This window comes from Kribbella endophytica (genome assembly GCF_054781295.1).
Genome location: NZ_BAAGUR010000001.1, coordinates 3,208,212 through 3,222,535, shown reverse-complemented (window position 1 = coordinate 3,222,535; position 14,324 = coordinate 3,208,212). Strand labels below are relative to the sequence as shown.

Below are 14,324 nucleotides of genomic sequence, written 5' to 3'. Positions count from 1 at the left end.
TCGTCCACCGCTGACTCTCTGAGGGGTGGGTCAGCGGTGGACGAGAGTGTGCTCGAAGGCGTAGCGCGACGCGCGGAACAGGTGTGAGCCGTACTCGACGGCGCGCCCGTGGTCGTCGTACGTGATGCGCGTGGTCGCCAGCAGCGGATGGCCCGCTTCCTCACCGAGGAGGCGGGCCTGTTCTGGTGTGGCGGGCTGAGCGGAGATGGTCTGGTGCGCGACCTTGAGGCGGACACCCTCGGCGCGGAGCAGCTCGTACAGGCCGCGCTCGGCCAGCGTGCCCGGGTCCGTGTCCAGCATCTCCGGCGGCAGCCAGTTGCGCATCAGGGCCAGCGGCTCGCCGTCCGCACGGCGGAGGCGCTCCAGCCGCAGTACGCGGTCTCCGGCCTCGCACTGCAGCGCAGCGGCGACGTCAGGGCTCGCAGGTGCGATGCCGAAGCGCAGCACCTCGGTCTCCGGCTTGCGGTGCGCGGCAGCCAGGTCGTCGTACAGGCTGGTGAGCTCCAGCGAGCGCCGGACCTGGCCGGAGTTGCCGACGACCTGTGTGCCGACGCCACGCTTGCGGACCAGCAGACCCTGGTCGACCAGCCTGGCGATGGCCTGCCGCACCGTTGGACGGCTCAGCCCGTACGCCTCGGCGAGGTCCACCTCGTTGCTGAGGCGAGAGCCGACCGGGAGGTCACCGCCCTGGATCGCTGCCTCCAGCTGCTGAGCGAGCTGGACGTGGAGCGGGGTGCGGCTGGTGCGATCGACGCTGACCTGGACGGTGCTCATGGGCACATCTTGGGCTGTCAGGGGCCCACCGTCGAGTCGGTGCGCAGATTTGATCAGATCTCTTCCTTTGTGAGGCGGCCGTTTCAGGCGATCTGGACGGGTTTGTGTTCCTCGTACGAGCGCATCGCGGCGAGCGCGATCGTCAACGCCCGCCGTGCATCCTCGCCGGTGACCGGCGGCTCGGCGTTGCCGCGGACGACCTCGGTGAAGTCGATCAGCTCCTGCACGTACGCGTCGCCGAACATCTGTTCGTCACTGCGCATCGTCTGCTGGTGCAGGCCGCTCGCGTCGTACTGCACAGCCGTCGTACTCGGAAGCCTGCCCGCGACGACCATGCCTTTGCTGCCGAAGACCTCACCGCGTACGTCGTACCCGTAGAGCGCGGAGAAGTTCGCCTCCGCCGTCGCGATCGCGCCGTTGTCGAAGGTCAGTACGACGACCGCCGTGTCGAGCAGGCCGTCAGCCTTGAACTGCGGCGCGACCAACGCGTCGGCGCGCGTGTAGACCTCGACGACCTCAGCGCTCGGGGTGAGCCAGAGCAACGTGTCGAAGTCGTGGATCAACGTCTCGCGGAAGATCGTCCACGGCCGTATGCCGCCCGCGTGCGCCATCCCCTCCGGCCGGCCAGGGTCGCGCGTGATCGACCGCATCAACTGCGGCGTACCGATCCCACCCGCGTCGATCGTCGCCCGCGCCTGTCGGAAGTCCGCCGCGAATCTTCGATTGAACCCGACCTGAAACGGCACCCCCGCGGCCTTCGTCGCCGCGATCGCCCGATCGATCTCCTCGACCGTCAACGAAGCCGGCTTCTCGCACCACACCGCCTTGCCCGCGGCCGCGGCCTTGGCGATCAACTCCGACTGCACAGCAGCGATCGAGGTGATCAGGACGCCGTCGATCTCAGGATCTCCGAGCAGTTCGTCCACACCACAGACCTTCGCGCCGTACTTTCCCGCGAGGCTGGTCGCCGCCTCCATCCGAGGATCCGCCACCGCCACCAACTCAGCTCCGGGCACCCGCCGCGCGACGTTCCCCGCATGCATCGACCCGATCCGTCCGGCGCCCAGCAACCCCAACCGAACCACCCGTAGCCCGTGATCAGTCCGCATGTCCCCCGCCTTCGGTCGTCGTCCGAGTTGCAGGTGATCTCACCACGGGACGGCGGTGGGGGGAAGGGTGCCTTCGGCAAGGGGTTGGAGGTGAACGGGGTGGATCCGGAAGGTGAAGGTCAGGCGGTGGGTGGCGATCGCGAGGCCTAGGCCCGGACGGCGCGTTCTACGCTGCCGATGTGCACACGTTGTCAGCGGTTCGGAGGGTGGTCGCGCAGGGTGACCGCGGCTCGGCCGACGCGTCGTCGCGGGCTCGGCGTGAGTACGACGGTGAGGTTTGCTGCTCGCTCAGAGGCCGTGCCTCACGGGCTGTTACCGGCGGCGCGAAGCACAGGTACGGACAGCTCCTGACCGGGTCCGGATGGCGGTCACGGCCTACCGGGTGCTGCCTGAACTCGGGCAGGATGTCGCCTTCGATCCCGACAACGTCATCGCCGCCTGGCGAGGACTACGCTTTCCGGTTCGGGCTTGTCCAGCCGGCCTTTCGACCATGACCGGCCGCTCCGCGCTCCCGGCGGAACCCTCCGCTGCGCGACTCGACGGAACCATCCCGGCCTCCCGGCAGGCCCTCGACCAGCCCGCCGTACCCCGCCGTACGGACGAACTCTGAAGGAGAAGGCATGGAACCGCTGCGCATCGGCATCCTCGGCGCCGCCCGGATCGCCGGCCGGGCGATCGCCGAACCGGCCCGGCTGACCGGCGCCCGGCTGGTCGCGGTCGCGGCCCGGGACACCGAACGGGCCGAGGCCTTCGCCGCCGAGCACGGCGTCGAGCGGGTGCACGCGTCGTACGACGACGTCATCAACGACCCCGAGGTCGAGGCGATCTACAACCCGCTCGCCAACGGCCTGCACGGTCCGTGGAACCTGCGCGCGATTGCCGCGGGCAAGCATGTGCTGACCGAGAAGCCGTCGGCCAGCAACGCTGCCGAGGCCGCAGCGGTCCGTGACGCCGCCCGCGAGGCCGGTGTCGTGGTGATGGAGGGCTTCCACTACGTCTTCCACCCGGTCACCAAGCGGATCCAGGAACTGCTCGCCAAGGGTGAGCTCGGCGAACTGCAGCACGTCGAGGCGACCATGGTCATGGGCCCGCCCGCCGACGAGGACCCGCGCTGGTCGCTCGCTCTTGCTGGTGGGGCCGTGATGGACGTCGGCTGCTACGCGCTGCACGCTCAGCGGATGCTCGCACCGTGGGGCGGCGGTCAGCCCAAGCTGGTCAGCGCTCGCGCGGGCGAGCGCAAGCGGCTGCCCGGCGTCGACGAGTGGCTGAACGCGGACCTGGAGTTCCCGAACGGCGCGACCGGCGCGGTCCGCACGAGCATGGCGTCCGAGGAGTTCGAGTTCAGCCTCAAGGTGACCGGCACGCGCGGTGAGGCGTTCGCGCCGAGCTTCGTGCTCCCGCACCAGGACGACCGGGTGATCGTCACGACGAAGGAAGACCACTGGGTCGAGCATCTCGGCCGCAAGTCGTCGTACACGTATCAGCTGGAAGCCTTCGCCGCCCACCTCCGCGACGGCGCCCCGCTCCCGATCGACGCCGACGACGCGGTCGCCACGATGGAACTGATCGACGCTTGCTACCAGGACGCCGGCCTCCAGCCGCGCCCGGTGTCGCAGATCTGACCGGCCGAGCCAGTACGGCGTGCGCCTAGCCGGGTACGTCGTACGCGCCGCTCGCCCCACCACAGCGAGACGCCGGCCGCCGCGCTCCTCGAGGATGCGTGGCGGCCGGCGTCTCAACCGGTCACTGCTCGGCGACTACTTCCGCCCCTGCTTGGTCGGCGGGATGATCGTGCTGTCACCCGCGGCGGCCTTCGGCTGTTTGGGTTGTTTCGGTTTGCGGACTTCGCGTCCGCCTTTGTTCTTGGACATGGCGCACTCCAGGGCTTGGTGTCTCCGTACGACGGACGACTCGGCTGAGCCTGGTTCGCCGCGGTACTCCTCGTGCCCCGGGGGTTCCTCTTGACGCTACACCCCAGCTGCGAATCAGTCGCCGGTCGGAAAGCCCAGATTCAGCCCACCGTGACTCGGATCCAGCCAACGCGAAGTGATCACCTTCCCACGGGTGAAGAAGTGCACGCCCTCGGTCCCGTGCGCGTGGGTGTCCCCGAACAATGAGTTCTTCCACCCGCCGAACGAGTAGTACGCCATCGGCACCGGGATCGGCACGTTCACGCCGACCATGCCGACCTCGACCTCGACCTGGTACCGCCGCGCGGCACCGCCGTCGTTGGTGAAGATCGCCGTGCCGTTGCCGTACGGGTTCGAGTTCACCAGGTCCAGCGCCGCGTCGTACGACGGAACGCGGACCACCGACAGCACCGGCCCGAAGATCTCGTCGGTGTAGATCGACATCTGCGGCGTCACCTTGTCGAACAGCGTCGGCGCCAGCCAGAACCCGTCGTCGCCACCGTCGAACGGACCGCCGCGCCCGTCGACCGCGAGCTCCGCACCGGCCTCGACTCCCGCCTCGACGTACCCGACGACCTTGTCCCGGTGCGCGCCGGTGACCAGCGGTCCCATGTCGCAGCCGCGCGTCCCGTCGCCGGTCTTCAGCGTCGCCATCCGCTCCTTGATCTTCGCGATCAGGTCGTCCGCGACCGGTTCGACCGCGATCAGCGCGGAGATCGCCATGCAGCGCTCACCGGCCGACCCGAAGCCCGCGTTCACCGCCGCGTCGGCGGCCAGGTCGAGATCGGCGTCGGGCAGTACGACCATGTGGTTCTTCGCGCCGCCGAGTGCCTGGACGCGCTTGCCGTTCGCCGTACCGGTCTCGTAGACGTACCGCGCGATCGGCGTCGACCCGACGAACGAGACCGCCTTGATGTCCGGGTGCTCGAGCAGCCGGTCGACGGCCTCCTTGTCGCCGTGCACGACGTTCATCACGCCGTCCGGCAGACCGGCCTCCTTCCACAGCGCGGCGACCGCGTTCACCGCCGACGGGTCCTTCTCCGACGGCTTGATCACCACGCTGTTGCCGCAGGCGACCGCGATCGGGACGAACCACAGCGGCACCATCGCCGGGAAGTTGAACGGCGAAATCACCGCGACCGCGCCGAGCGACTGGCGGATCGAGTACACGTCGACGTTGGTCGACACGTTCTCGCTGAACCCACCCTTGAGCAGGTGCGGGATGCCGCACGCGAACTCGACCACCTCGAGCCCGCGGGTCACCTCGCCGAGCGCGTCGGACAGCACCTTGCCGTGCTCGGCGGTGATCAGCGCGGCGATGTCGCCCTTGCGCTCGTTCAGGAGCTCGCGGAACGCGAACAGCACCTGCGCGCGCTTGGTCAGCGACGTCCGGCCCCACGCCTTCGACGCCTCGTGGGCGACCTTGACCGCCTCGTCGACAGTCGCCGCCGAGGCCAGGTCCAGTTCGCCGGTCACCTCCCCGGTGGCCGGGTTGTAGACCTTGCTGGTGCGCTCGGAGACACCCGTCCAGGGCGTCCCGCCGATCAGGTGAGTGATGCGTTCAGTGCTCACAGCTGTATCCCTCGCGTCGGTCCTGCGGTGATCTCGTAGTGGTGTGTGGGTGACTTCATCCCAGCACCTCGCTCTTGCGGGCCATCTCGACCTCCACCGGCCGGCCCTCCTGCAACGACTGGATGCCCGCGGTGCAGACGGCCGCCGCGGCGTACCCGTCCCAGGCCGTCGGCCCGTCGATCTCGCCTCTGTGGGTCGCGTCCACCCAGCGTTGCACCTCGACGTCGTACGCCGTGCCGAACCGGGCCCGGTAGTCCTCCGGCACGGCTCCGCCCCACTGCCCGCCGCGCTTGGTCAGCACGTCAACACCGAGGCCGATGGTCGCGCTGCCCTTCTCGGCGACGGCCTCGCAGCGGACCTCGTACCCGACCTGGAAGTTCACGAACACCTCGACGTCGGCAATCGCGCCGTTCGCCATCTCGAGGATCGCGAGCTGCGGGTCGAGCGCGCCGTTCGCGACCATGCTCGTCGGCTTGGGCGCGTGCACGGTGATCCGGGCGATCTCGTCGTCGAACAGCCAACGCGCGACGTCAACCTCGTGCACGAGCGAGTCGCGCACGATCATCTCGCTGCGGAACGTGTCCGGGACGGACTTGTTGCGGTGCACGTTGTGGAGCAGGAGGGTCCGGCCGAGTTCGCCGGAGTCGAGCAGAACCTTGAGCGCGGCGTACTCCGGGTCGAACCGGCGCATGAACCCGACCTGGATCAGCTGCCGCCCCAGCTTGTGCTCGGCCTCGACGACCCGCAACGACGACTCGGTGTCCATCGTCAACGGCTTCTCGCAGAGCACCGGCTTCGCGTGCTCCAAGCAGGCCATCAACTGCTCCGCATGCGCAAACCCCGGCGACGCGATAATCACCGCGTCGACCCCGGCGTCCCCGATCAACGCCAACGGATCCTCGACCACCCGGACCTCGCCCAGCGACTCGGCCAGTGCGGTCGCCCGCGGCAGGTCCGGGTCGGAGACCGCGACCAGGCGCGCACCGGAGATCCGTCGCACCACCCGCTCGGCATGATCGGCGCCCATCTGCCCGACCCCGATGATCCCGATCCTCAGGTCCTGCATCTCCACCAACTCTCTGACGACGTTGTACGACGACTGCCCGCGCCGTACTCGGGCGATCACCGGCTCTCCCCGGTAACCACCGTCCTGCTCCGGCGCCGGCTGCGCTAGCTCCCGGCGCCCTCTTCCTCCGGCGGGATCCGGACGGCCCGTTCGACCAGGCCGACCGGCTCATCGCCGTACCAGCTAGTCCGTCTTGTCCTGCGGCGTCACCGTCTTGTCCTGCAGTGTGACCACTCGCTCCGGGTCGAAGCCGCGCAGCTCGTGGCTGAGCGCCTCCAGTTCCGAGCCGCCGGCCATCTCCGTGGTCAGCTGCTCGAGCGTGATGTCCGACCGGTGGGTGTCCAGCGCGACCCGGCCGAGCTTGAGGATGACGAAGTGGTTGCCGACCAGGTACGCGTGATGCGGGTTGTGGGTGATGAAAACGACCCCGATCCCCGCGTCCCGCGCCTTGACGACGTACTTCAGCACCACGCCCGACTGGTTCACTCCGAGCGCCGCGGTCGGCTCGTCCAGGATCAGGACCTTCGCGCCGAAGTGGATCGCCCGCGCGATCGCGACGCACTGGCGTTGACCACCCGACAGCTTCCCGACCGGCTGCTCCAGGTTGGGGATCGAGATCCCCATCTTGGTCAGCTCCTCCTGCGCGATCCGCTTCATCTTCGTCGAGTCGAGCACCCCGAACGGTCCCTTGGTGAGCTCGTTGCCGAGGAAGAAGTTCCGCCAGACCGACATCAGCGGCGCCAGTGCCAGGTCCTGGTAGACGGTCGCGATCCCACTGTCGAGCGACTCCCGCGGCGACGAGAAGTGCCGTTCCTCGCCGTTCACCGACATCGTCCCGGAGGTGTAGTCGTGCAGCCCGGCGATGATCTTGATCAGCGTCGACTTGCCCGCGCCGTTGTCGCCCAGCACGCAGGTGATCTCGCCCTGCCGGACGGCCAGCGACACCCCGCGCAACGCCTGGATGTTGCCGTAACTCTTGCCCACGTCCTCCAGCAGAACGATCGGCGTCGTCGGGCTCGCGCTCGCCTCGCCGGCGAAGCTCTTCGTCGTACTCATCGGGCATCCGCCTTGTTCTTGACGACCAGGTTCACGATCGTGGCCAGCAGCAACATCGCGCCGAGGAACGCCTTGAACCAGTCCGGGTTCCACCCGGCGTACACGACGCCGAGCTGCACCATGCCGAAGATCAGCGCACCGACCGCACCACCGACCACGGAGCCGTAGCCCCCGGTCAGCAGGCAGCCGCCGACCACCGCGGCGATGATGTAGAGGAACTCCTTGCCAACACCTTCACCGGACTGCACGACACCGTTCTGCACGAACAGCAGCTGCATCCCCGTGAACCAGGCGAAGAACCCGACCGTCATGAACAGCCCGATCTTCACCTTCTTCACCGGTACGCCGACCGCTCGCGCCGAGGCCGCGTCGCCACCGACAGCGAAGATCCAGTTGCCGATCTTGGTCCGCATCAGCACCCAGGCGGCGACCGCAACGAAGACGATCCACCAGACGATGATGATCTTGATCGTCACCCCACCGAGCTTGAACTCCGAGGCGAACACCGCCTTGGCCGAGCTGAACCCGTCCATGTCGCTGATCGAGTTCGACGCGACGGCGCCGGACGTCAGCCGGGTCACCGCGACGTTCAGGCCCTGCAGGATGAAGAACGTGCCGAGCGTGACCAGGAAGCTCGGCAGCCCGGTCCGCATCAGCAGCCAGCCGTTGAACAGGCCGATGGCCAAGGCGAAGACGAGCGCGACCGCCATCCCCACCCAGACGTTGACGCTCAACTGGTAGGCGAAGAGGCCGGCGGTCAGCCCGCTGGTCGTCACCGCCACACCGGCCGACAGGTCGAACTCGCCACCGATCATCAGCAGCGAGACCGGGACGGCCATCACCCCGATCAGCGCGGCCTGGTAGAGGATCGTCCCGGTGTTGTTGATCTGCCGGAACGGCTCCGCGGTGACCACGAAGAACACCAGGATCACCGCCGCGCCGACCAGCGACCCGATCTCCGGGCGGCTGAGCAGGCGGGCGCCGACCGAGCGCGCCGAGACGCGGTCGTCGGCGTCGGCGGGGGTCGCGATCGTCGATGCCATCGCGAGCCTCAGCGGGTCCCGGCCGTGGCGAACTTCTCGACCGCGTCGATGTTGGACTTCTCGACGAACGACGGTCCGGTCAGCGTGGCCTCGCCACCACCGATCGAGTTGCCGTTGGTCTTCGACAGCCAGATCGCGTCGACGGCCAGGTAGCCCTGCAGGTACGGCTGCTGGTCGACGGCGAACTGCACGGTGCCGTCCTTGACCGCCTTGGCCATCTCCTTGCTCATGTCGAAGCTGCCGACCTTCGCCGCGGACCCGGCGTCCTTGGCGGCCTGGACCGCGGTCAGCGTGACGCCGGCGTTCAGACCCACCAGGTAGTCGACCGACTTGTCCTGCTGCAGCTTCGAGGTGATCGTCGCCTGGGTGCCGGGCTGGTCGCCACCGTCGACGTTCAGATTCTCGACGTTGCCGAACTTGTCCTTGATGCCCTGGCAGCGTGCTTCGAGGCTGACGTTGCCCTGCTCGTGCACGATGCAGAGCACCTTCTTCGCCCCGAGCTGCTTGAGCTTGTCGCCGGTCGCCTCACCGGCGATCTTCTCGTCCTGACCGAAGTACCCGACCGCGCCGGTCTGCTTCCAGGTGTCCAGGCCACCGTTCAGCACAGTGACCGGGATGCCGGCCGCGACGGCCTTCTTCACGTTCGGGATCACCGCGTCGGGCTTGTTCAGCGTCACCGCGATGCCGTCGACCTTCGAGTCGATCGCGGTCTGCACGAGGTTGGCCTGGGCCGCGCCGTCGGGGTCCGAGGAGTACTGCAGCTCGATGTTGTCCTTCTGCGCGGCCGCTTCGGCCCCGCGCCGCACGATGTCCCAGAACGTGTCACCCGCCTTGGAGTGGGTGATCAGGGCAACCTTCATCCGCGGCGTGGTCGCCACGTTGCCCGACCCACCGTCGGCCTTCTGCTCCTCCTGCTTGCCGCCGGACGAGCTGCAGGCCCCCACCGTGAGCACCAGCGCGAGAGCCGCGCTGGTGACAACGACCCTGCGCCGGGCCTTCCTTTGCCACCGAACCATGACCACAACCAGCCTTTCCGAAGTTCCCCGCGGTGACGCCGCGGCGTTGCTAGTGACCAGAGAGTGCATACTCTCCTGGCCGTCAGGCGGATGCACCACCCCCGTGGCTGTTCAGGTACGCCAGGGTGCGTCGCGCGATCGGCAACGGCACGTCCGGGGCAACCGGGTACAGGTCCTGCTCGACGATCGCGAACAGGTCGACGTCCAAACCGGCAAGGGCTTCCAGCACCGGCGGCATCTCCGGTACGCCGCCTGGCGGCTCGGTCATGACACCGCGCTGGACCGCCACGTCGAAGCTGATGCCTTCGGCCTGGGCCTGCGCGAGCACGACCGGGTCGACCTGCTTGAGATGTACGTACTGGATCCGGTCCGGGTACTTGCGGATCAGCTCCAGGTTGTCGCCGCCGCAGTAGCTGATGTGGCCGGTGTCGAGGCACAGGTTCACGTGGGCGCCGTCGGTCTCGGCCAGGAACCGTTCGACGGTGTCCTGGGTGTCGACGTGCCCGTCCGCGTGCGGATGGAACTGGGTCCGCAGCCCGAACTCCTCGAAGACCCGACGGCCGAGCTCGGTCACTTGGCGTCCGTGCCTCGCCTGCCCTTCGTGGTCCAGTCGCGGTTCGACGATCTCGCCGTCGTCGCCCCGCCACATCGACGGCATCACGACAAGGTGCTTCGCGCCCATCGCGGCCGCCAGCTCGGCGGTCTTCCCGACGTCACGCCAGGTCGAGTCGAACGAGTCGTCGCGGTGCAGATGCTCGAACGTCGTACCGGCGGTGACCTCGAGTCCCCGTCGGTCCAGCTGGTCCTTGAGCTCGGCGGGATCGGTCGGGAGATAGCCGTACGGTCCCAGCTCGATCTGCGTGTACCCGGCCTCGGCGACCTCGTCGAGGAACCTGGTCCACGGCGTCTGCTGCGGATCGTCGGCGAACCAGACGCCCCATGAGTCGGGGGCGCTGCCGATCGTCACCTTGCCCATCTATCGACCTTCCACCGGGGACCAGTACGGACGCTGCGCCTTCTTCGACTCCTCGTACGACGCCGAGGCCGCGCGGGTCGAGTCGAGGTCGGAGACCTCGCTGACCGGCACGTCCCACCATGAGTCGTTGTCCGGCGAGCCGACCAGCGGATCGGTGGTGACGTGGATCGCGATCGGGCCGTCGGCGGCCTTCGCCGTGTGGATCGCCTTCTCCAGCTCGTCGCGACTCGCCACCTCGATCACCTCGACGCCGAAGCTCCGCACGTTCGCCGCGAGGTCGACCGGCAGGTAGTCACCGTCGAGCCGCCCGTCCGCGCCACGTTTGCGGTACGCCGTACCGAATCGCTGTGAGCCAAGGGATTCCGACAGCGCGCCGATCGACGCGAAGCCGTGGTTCTGCACCAGGACGACGATGATCTTCACGTTCTCCTGGACCGCGGTGACCAGCTCGCTGGACATCATCAGGTACGACCCGTCGCCGACCAGGACGAAGACGTCACGGTCCGGGGCAGCCAGGCGGACGCCGAGACCGCCGGCGATCTCGTATCCCATGCAGGAGTAGCCGTACTCAACGTGGTAGCCCTTCGGGTCGCGGGTCCGCCAGAGTTTGTGCAGGTCGCCGGGCATCGAACCGGCCGCACAGACAACGACATCAGACGCCGCCGACAATTCGTTGACGGCACCGAGGACCTGGCCCTGGGTGAGCAGTCCTTCCGCGAGCTTTCCGGTCACCTCCGCAGGCGGGTTGTAGTGGTTGTCCACAACCTCGTCCCACTGCTTTGCCAGTGCGGTGGCCGAATCCGTGTACTTTCTCTGCACGGACCACTCGCCGAGCGCGGAGCCCAACGAAACAAGGGCTTCCCGTGCATCAGCCACCACAGGGAGACCAGCATGCTTGCCACCGTCGAACCGCGCCACATTGATGTTGACGAACTTCACGCCCGGGTTCTGGAACGCCGTCCGCGACGCCGTCGTGAAGTCGCCGTAGCGGGTCCCGATGCCGATCACCAGGTCGGCGTCGCGGGCCAGCGCGTTCGCTGCCGTGGTTCCGGTCGAGCCGACGGCGCCGACCGACTGCGGGTGGTCGTAGCGCAGCGATCCCTTGCCTGCTTGGCTTTCCGCGACCGGGATACCGGTCGCCTCCGCGAAGGCGCGCAGCGCGTCCTGGGCCTGCGAGTAGGCGACACCGCCGCCCGCCACGATCAACGGGCGCTCGGAGGAGCGGATCAGCTCGGCCGCCTTCTCGACGATCGATGCTTCAGGCAACGGCCTGGCGATGTACCAGGTCCGCTCGGCGAACAGTTCCTCAGGCCAGTCGTAGGCCTCGGCCTGGACGTCCTGCGGGAGTGCGATCGTGACCGCGCCGGTCTCCACCGGATCGGTCAGCACGCGCATGGCATTGAGCAGTGCGGACGGGAGTTGCTCGGGGCGCCAGACCCGGTCGAAGTACTTCGAGACCGGGCGGAACGCGTCGTTCACCGAGACGTCACCGGCGGAGAAGCTCTCCAACTCCTGGAGCACCGGCGAAGCCACGCGGGTCGCGAAGACGTCCGAAGGGAGGATCAAGACCGGCAGCCGGTTCACGGTCGCGAGCGCCGCGCCGGTGACCATGTTGGTCGAGCCGGGCCCGATGCTGGCCGTGCAGGCGTAGGTCTGCAGGCGGTCCTTGGCCCGCGCGTACGCCGATGCGCTGTGCACCATGGCCTGCTCGTTGCGGGCCAGGATGTAGGGCAGGGCCGTCGGGTCCTCGAGCTCGGCCTGCAACAGCGCCTGGCCCAGACCGGCCACGTTGCCGTGCCCGAAGATGCCGAAGCAGCCGGCGAAGAGCTTCTGCCGTTCGCCGTCGCGCTCCGAGTACTGGACGCTCAGGAATCGCACCAGCGCCTGGGCGACCGTGAGACGTACCGTCATCGTTGTCCTCCGAAAGGTAGCCGCGGATCAAAGCTCACTGTGGTGATCGTTGCTGGGGTCATGACGTGCCGCTCACTGGTCGCCGAACGGGAGCCGTGGATCGATCTGCTGGCTGTCCCACAGCTGCCGGACCCAGCCGTGCTGGGGGTCGTCGCTGATCAGCCAGGCGCGTTCGGTGCCCGGACCGGCCATCACGTTGAGGTAGTACATGTCGTAGCCGGGCGGCGCCATCGCCGGGCCGTGCCACCCGTGCGGCACCAGGACGAGGTCGCCGTCGCGGACCTCGGCGAGGACGTCGATCGGCCGGTCCTCGGTGCCGTAGACCCGCTGGTAGCCGATCGGGTCGTTGCCCTTGACACTTTCCGGCGCGTCGTCGGAGAGCTGCAGCTCGAAGTAGTAGATCTCCTCGAGCACACTCTCCTCCCCCGGCTTGTGCTCGTCGTGCTTGTGCGGCGGGTACGACGACCAGTTGCCGGCCGGCGTGAGCACCTCACAGGCGATGATCGAGTCGGCCTCGAGCACGCCGGGCGTGCCGAAGTTGCGGACCTGCCGGGACGAGACCCCGGCCCCACGCAACTCGGTCTCCACCTGCTCGGTGCCGATCCGGCGGAACGGGTAGTCACTCGCGGCCTTGGCGTGCGGGAAGGCGATCCGGGCTCCGCCGGCGCTGACGACCGCGACGGTGGTGCCACGCGGGACGTAGGCGAGGTCGGTCGGACCGGCGAAGACGTCCGCGCGGCCACCGAGCGGCACGGTCTCGCCGTCGACGATCACCTCGGCCGAGCCACTCAGCGGGAGGACCAGGTACTCGCAGTCTCCGGTGTCGAACTCGACGGACTGGCCGGGCCGCAGCGTCCGCACGGTCAGACCCGTGTGATGCCAGTCCTGTTCTCCGGGGTGGACGACCAGATCGTAGCCGTCTCGCGCGGTGGTCCCGGCCGGCCTGAACCACTCAGTCATGCCGACCTCCGTGGTTCTGCTTGGTGGTGTTCGTCATGCGGCACCTCCGTGCACCAGCGTGGCGGCTTGGTCGACTGCGGCGGCCACGTCGCCGTCCGGCGGGAAGAGCAGCGCCCGGCCGACGACAAGCCCGCGGACGGACGGCAGGCTCAGCGCCTTGCCCCAGGATGCATAGGTTTCCTCGGGCGCGACAGTCGGATCGCCGCCGAGCAGCAAGGTCGGCAGGGTCGTTGCCTCCATCACCCGTTCCAGCTCGTCGACCACCGGGAGCTTGAGCCAGGTGTACGCGCTGGTCGCGCCGAGGCCGGCGGCGATGTGCACCGATCGGATCACCGAGTCCGGGTCCAGCAGATTGCTCACCCGCCCGTCGGTCCGCGTCGACCAGAACGGCTCGACCATCGCCATCAGCTTGCGCTCGGCCAGCTCGGTGACGGCCTGCGCGCTGCTCTCCAGCGTCGCCACCGTGCCCGGGTCGTCCAGGCAGATCCGGGTCAGCATCTTGCCGCCGTCCAGCCGGCGCGAAGCGATGTCGTCCGCCGTCCGGTACGCCGTGAACCGGTCGTCCAACTCGAAGGAGGCACCTTGCAACCCACCCCGGTTCATCGAACCGATGACGACCTTGCCCTCCAGTGCTCCGAGCAGCAGCAGGTCCTCCAGCACGTCCGGAGTCGCGAGCACGCCGTCGACCCCAGGCCGCTGCAGCGCCGTGCACAGCCGCTCGATCAGCCCTGGCCGACTGGCCATCGCCATCCGGTCATCGCGTACTCCGAGCGCCCCACGCGCCGGGTGATCCGCGGCGACGATCAGCAGACGCCCGTCCTCGCCGACCAGCTCGCGCTGCCGGCGCTGCTGCCAAGCCTCGGCGACCCGCTCCGGATGCCGGACTCGCAGTTCGGTCAGATCCACGCCCGGCCCAGCTCCCCAGTCGAAC

At 68.5% G+C, this 14,324-nt stretch carries 12 protein-coding genes; 1 reads left to right on the top strand and 11 read right to left on the bottom strand.

The features are described from left to right. Positions 1 to 30: 30 nt before the first annotated feature. Both ACYVIO_RS15395 and ACYVIO_RS15390 read right to left on the bottom strand, forming a co-directional pair. Positions 31 to 774 carry a GntR family transcriptional regulator gene (locus tag ACYVIO_RS15395; protein WP_460651433.1) on the bottom strand — a complete coding sequence of 248 codons (744 nt, stop codon included), beginning with the start codon at positions 772 to 774 and terminating at the stop codon, positions 31 to 33. 83 nt (positions 775 to 857) lie between these two features. Next, positions 858 to 1,883, bottom strand: a complete 1,026-nt coding sequence (locus tag ACYVIO_RS15390; RefSeq protein WP_460651432.1) for a Gfo/Idh/MocA family oxidoreductase — start codon at positions 1,881 to 1,883, stop codon at positions 858 to 860. 620 nt (positions 1,884 to 2,503) lie between these two features. Between ACYVIO_RS15390 and ACYVIO_RS15385 the strand changes: the two genes are divergently transcribed. Beyond that, a complete protein-coding gene (locus tag ACYVIO_RS15385; protein ID WP_460651431.1) occupies positions 2,504 to 3,505 on the top strand; it encodes a Gfo/Idh/MocA family protein in 1,002 nt (333 codons plus the stop codon). A gap of 363 nt (positions 3,506 to 3,868) precedes the next feature. Here the strand turns inward: ACYVIO_RS15385 and ACYVIO_RS15380 are convergent, their stop codons facing one another. The 9 genes from ACYVIO_RS15380 to ACYVIO_RS15340 form a co-directional block, all read right to left on the bottom strand. Beyond that, positions 3,869 to 5,365: a CoA-acylating methylmalonate-semialdehyde dehydrogenase gene (locus ACYVIO_RS15380; RefSeq protein WP_460651430.1), complete on the bottom strand. Its 1,497-nt coding sequence runs from the start codon at positions 5,363 to 5,365 to the stop codon at positions 3,869 to 3,871. Between the two features lie 55 nt (positions 5,366 to 5,420). After that, positions 5,421 to 6,491 carry a Gfo/Idh/MocA family protein gene (locus ACYVIO_RS15375; protein WP_460651429.1) on the bottom strand — a complete coding sequence of 357 codons (1,071 nt, stop codon included), beginning with the start codon at positions 6,489 to 6,491 and terminating at the stop codon, positions 5,421 to 5,423. A gap of 123 nt (positions 6,492 to 6,614) precedes the next feature. Beyond that, entirely contained in the window at positions 6,615 to 7,487 is an 873-nt protein-coding gene (locus tag ACYVIO_RS15370; RefSeq protein WP_460651428.1) for an ATP-binding cassette domain-containing protein, read from the bottom strand. Then, positions 7,484 to 8,530, bottom strand: a complete 1,047-nt coding sequence (locus ACYVIO_RS15365; RefSeq protein ID WP_460651427.1) for an ABC transporter permease — start codon at positions 8,528 to 8,530, stop codon at positions 7,484 to 7,486. The genes ACYVIO_RS15370 and ACYVIO_RS15365 overlap by 4 nt, the downstream gene beginning before the upstream one ends. A gap of 8 nt (positions 8,531 to 8,538) precedes the next feature. After that, positions 8,539 to 9,546, bottom strand: coding sequence for a substrate-binding domain-containing protein (locus ACYVIO_RS15360; protein ID WP_460651426.1), 1,008 nt, complete (start codon positions 9,544 to 9,546; stop codon positions 8,539 to 8,541). A gap of 82 nt (positions 9,547 to 9,628) precedes the next feature. Further along, the gene (locus ACYVIO_RS15355) at positions 9,629 to 10,522 is read right to left on the bottom strand and encodes a TIM barrel protein (protein WP_460651425.1); all 894 of its coding nucleotides are present in this window, start codon (positions 10,520 to 10,522) and stop codon (positions 9,629 to 9,631) included. Next, a complete protein-coding gene (gene iolD, locus ACYVIO_RS15350; RefSeq protein ID WP_460651424.1) occupies positions 10,523 to 12,433 on the bottom strand; it encodes a 3D-(3,5/4)-trihydroxycyclohexane-1,2-dione acylhydrolase (decyclizing) in 1,911 nt (636 codons plus the stop codon). It abuts the gene before it with no gap. Between the two features lie 72 nt (positions 12,434 to 12,505). Next, complete coding sequence (gene iolB / locus ACYVIO_RS15345) at positions 12,506 to 13,393, bottom strand: 5-deoxy-glucuronate isomerase (RefSeq protein WP_460651423.1); 888 nt, start codon at positions 13,391 to 13,393, stop codon at positions 12,506 to 12,508. Between the two features lie 33 nt (positions 13,394 to 13,426). After that, complete coding sequence (locus ACYVIO_RS15340) at positions 13,427 to 14,299, bottom strand: Cgl0159 family (beta/alpha)8-fold protein (RefSeq protein ID WP_460652087.1); 873 nt, start codon at positions 14,297 to 14,299, stop codon at positions 13,427 to 13,429. Positions 14,300 to 14,324 lie beyond the last annotated feature (25 nt).

Excerpts from the sequence above, each read along its gene's own strand:
- ACYVIO_RS15385 (WP_460651431.1), top strand. The coding sequence starts at position 2,504 with ATGGAACCGCTGCGCATCGGCATCCTCGGCGCCGCCCGGATCGCCGGC.
- ACYVIO_RS15370 (WP_460651428.1), bottom strand. The coding sequence starts at position 7,487 with ATGAGTACGACGAAGAGCTTCGCCGGCGAGGCGAGCGCGAGCCCGACG.
- ACYVIO_RS15365 (WP_460651427.1), bottom strand. The coding sequence starts at position 8,530 with ATGGCATCGACGATCGCGACCCCCGCCGACGCCGACGACCGCGTCTCG.
- ACYVIO_RS15360 (WP_460651426.1), bottom strand. The coding sequence starts at position 9,546 with ATGGTTCGGTGGCAAAGGAAGGCCCGGCGCAGGGTCGTTGTCACCAGC.
- iolD (WP_460651424.1), bottom strand. The coding sequence starts at position 12,433 with ATGACGGTACGTCTCACGGTCGCCCAGGCGCTGGTGCGATTCCTGAGC.
- ACYVIO_RS15355 (WP_460651425.1), bottom strand. The coding sequence starts at position 10,522 with ATGGGCAAGGTGACGATCGGCAGCGCCCCCGACTCATGGGGCGTCTGG.
- iolB (WP_460651423.1), bottom strand. The coding sequence starts at position 13,393 with ATGACTGAGTGGTTCAGGCCGGCCGGGACCACCGCGCGAGACGGCTAC.
- ACYVIO_RS15395 (WP_460651433.1), bottom strand. The coding sequence starts at position 774 with ATGAGCACCGTCCAGGTCAGCGTCGATCGCACCAGCCGCACCCCGCTC.
- ACYVIO_RS15390 (WP_460651432.1), bottom strand. The coding sequence starts at position 1,883 with ATGCGGACTGATCACGGGCTACGGGTGGTTCGGTTGGGGTTGCTGGGC.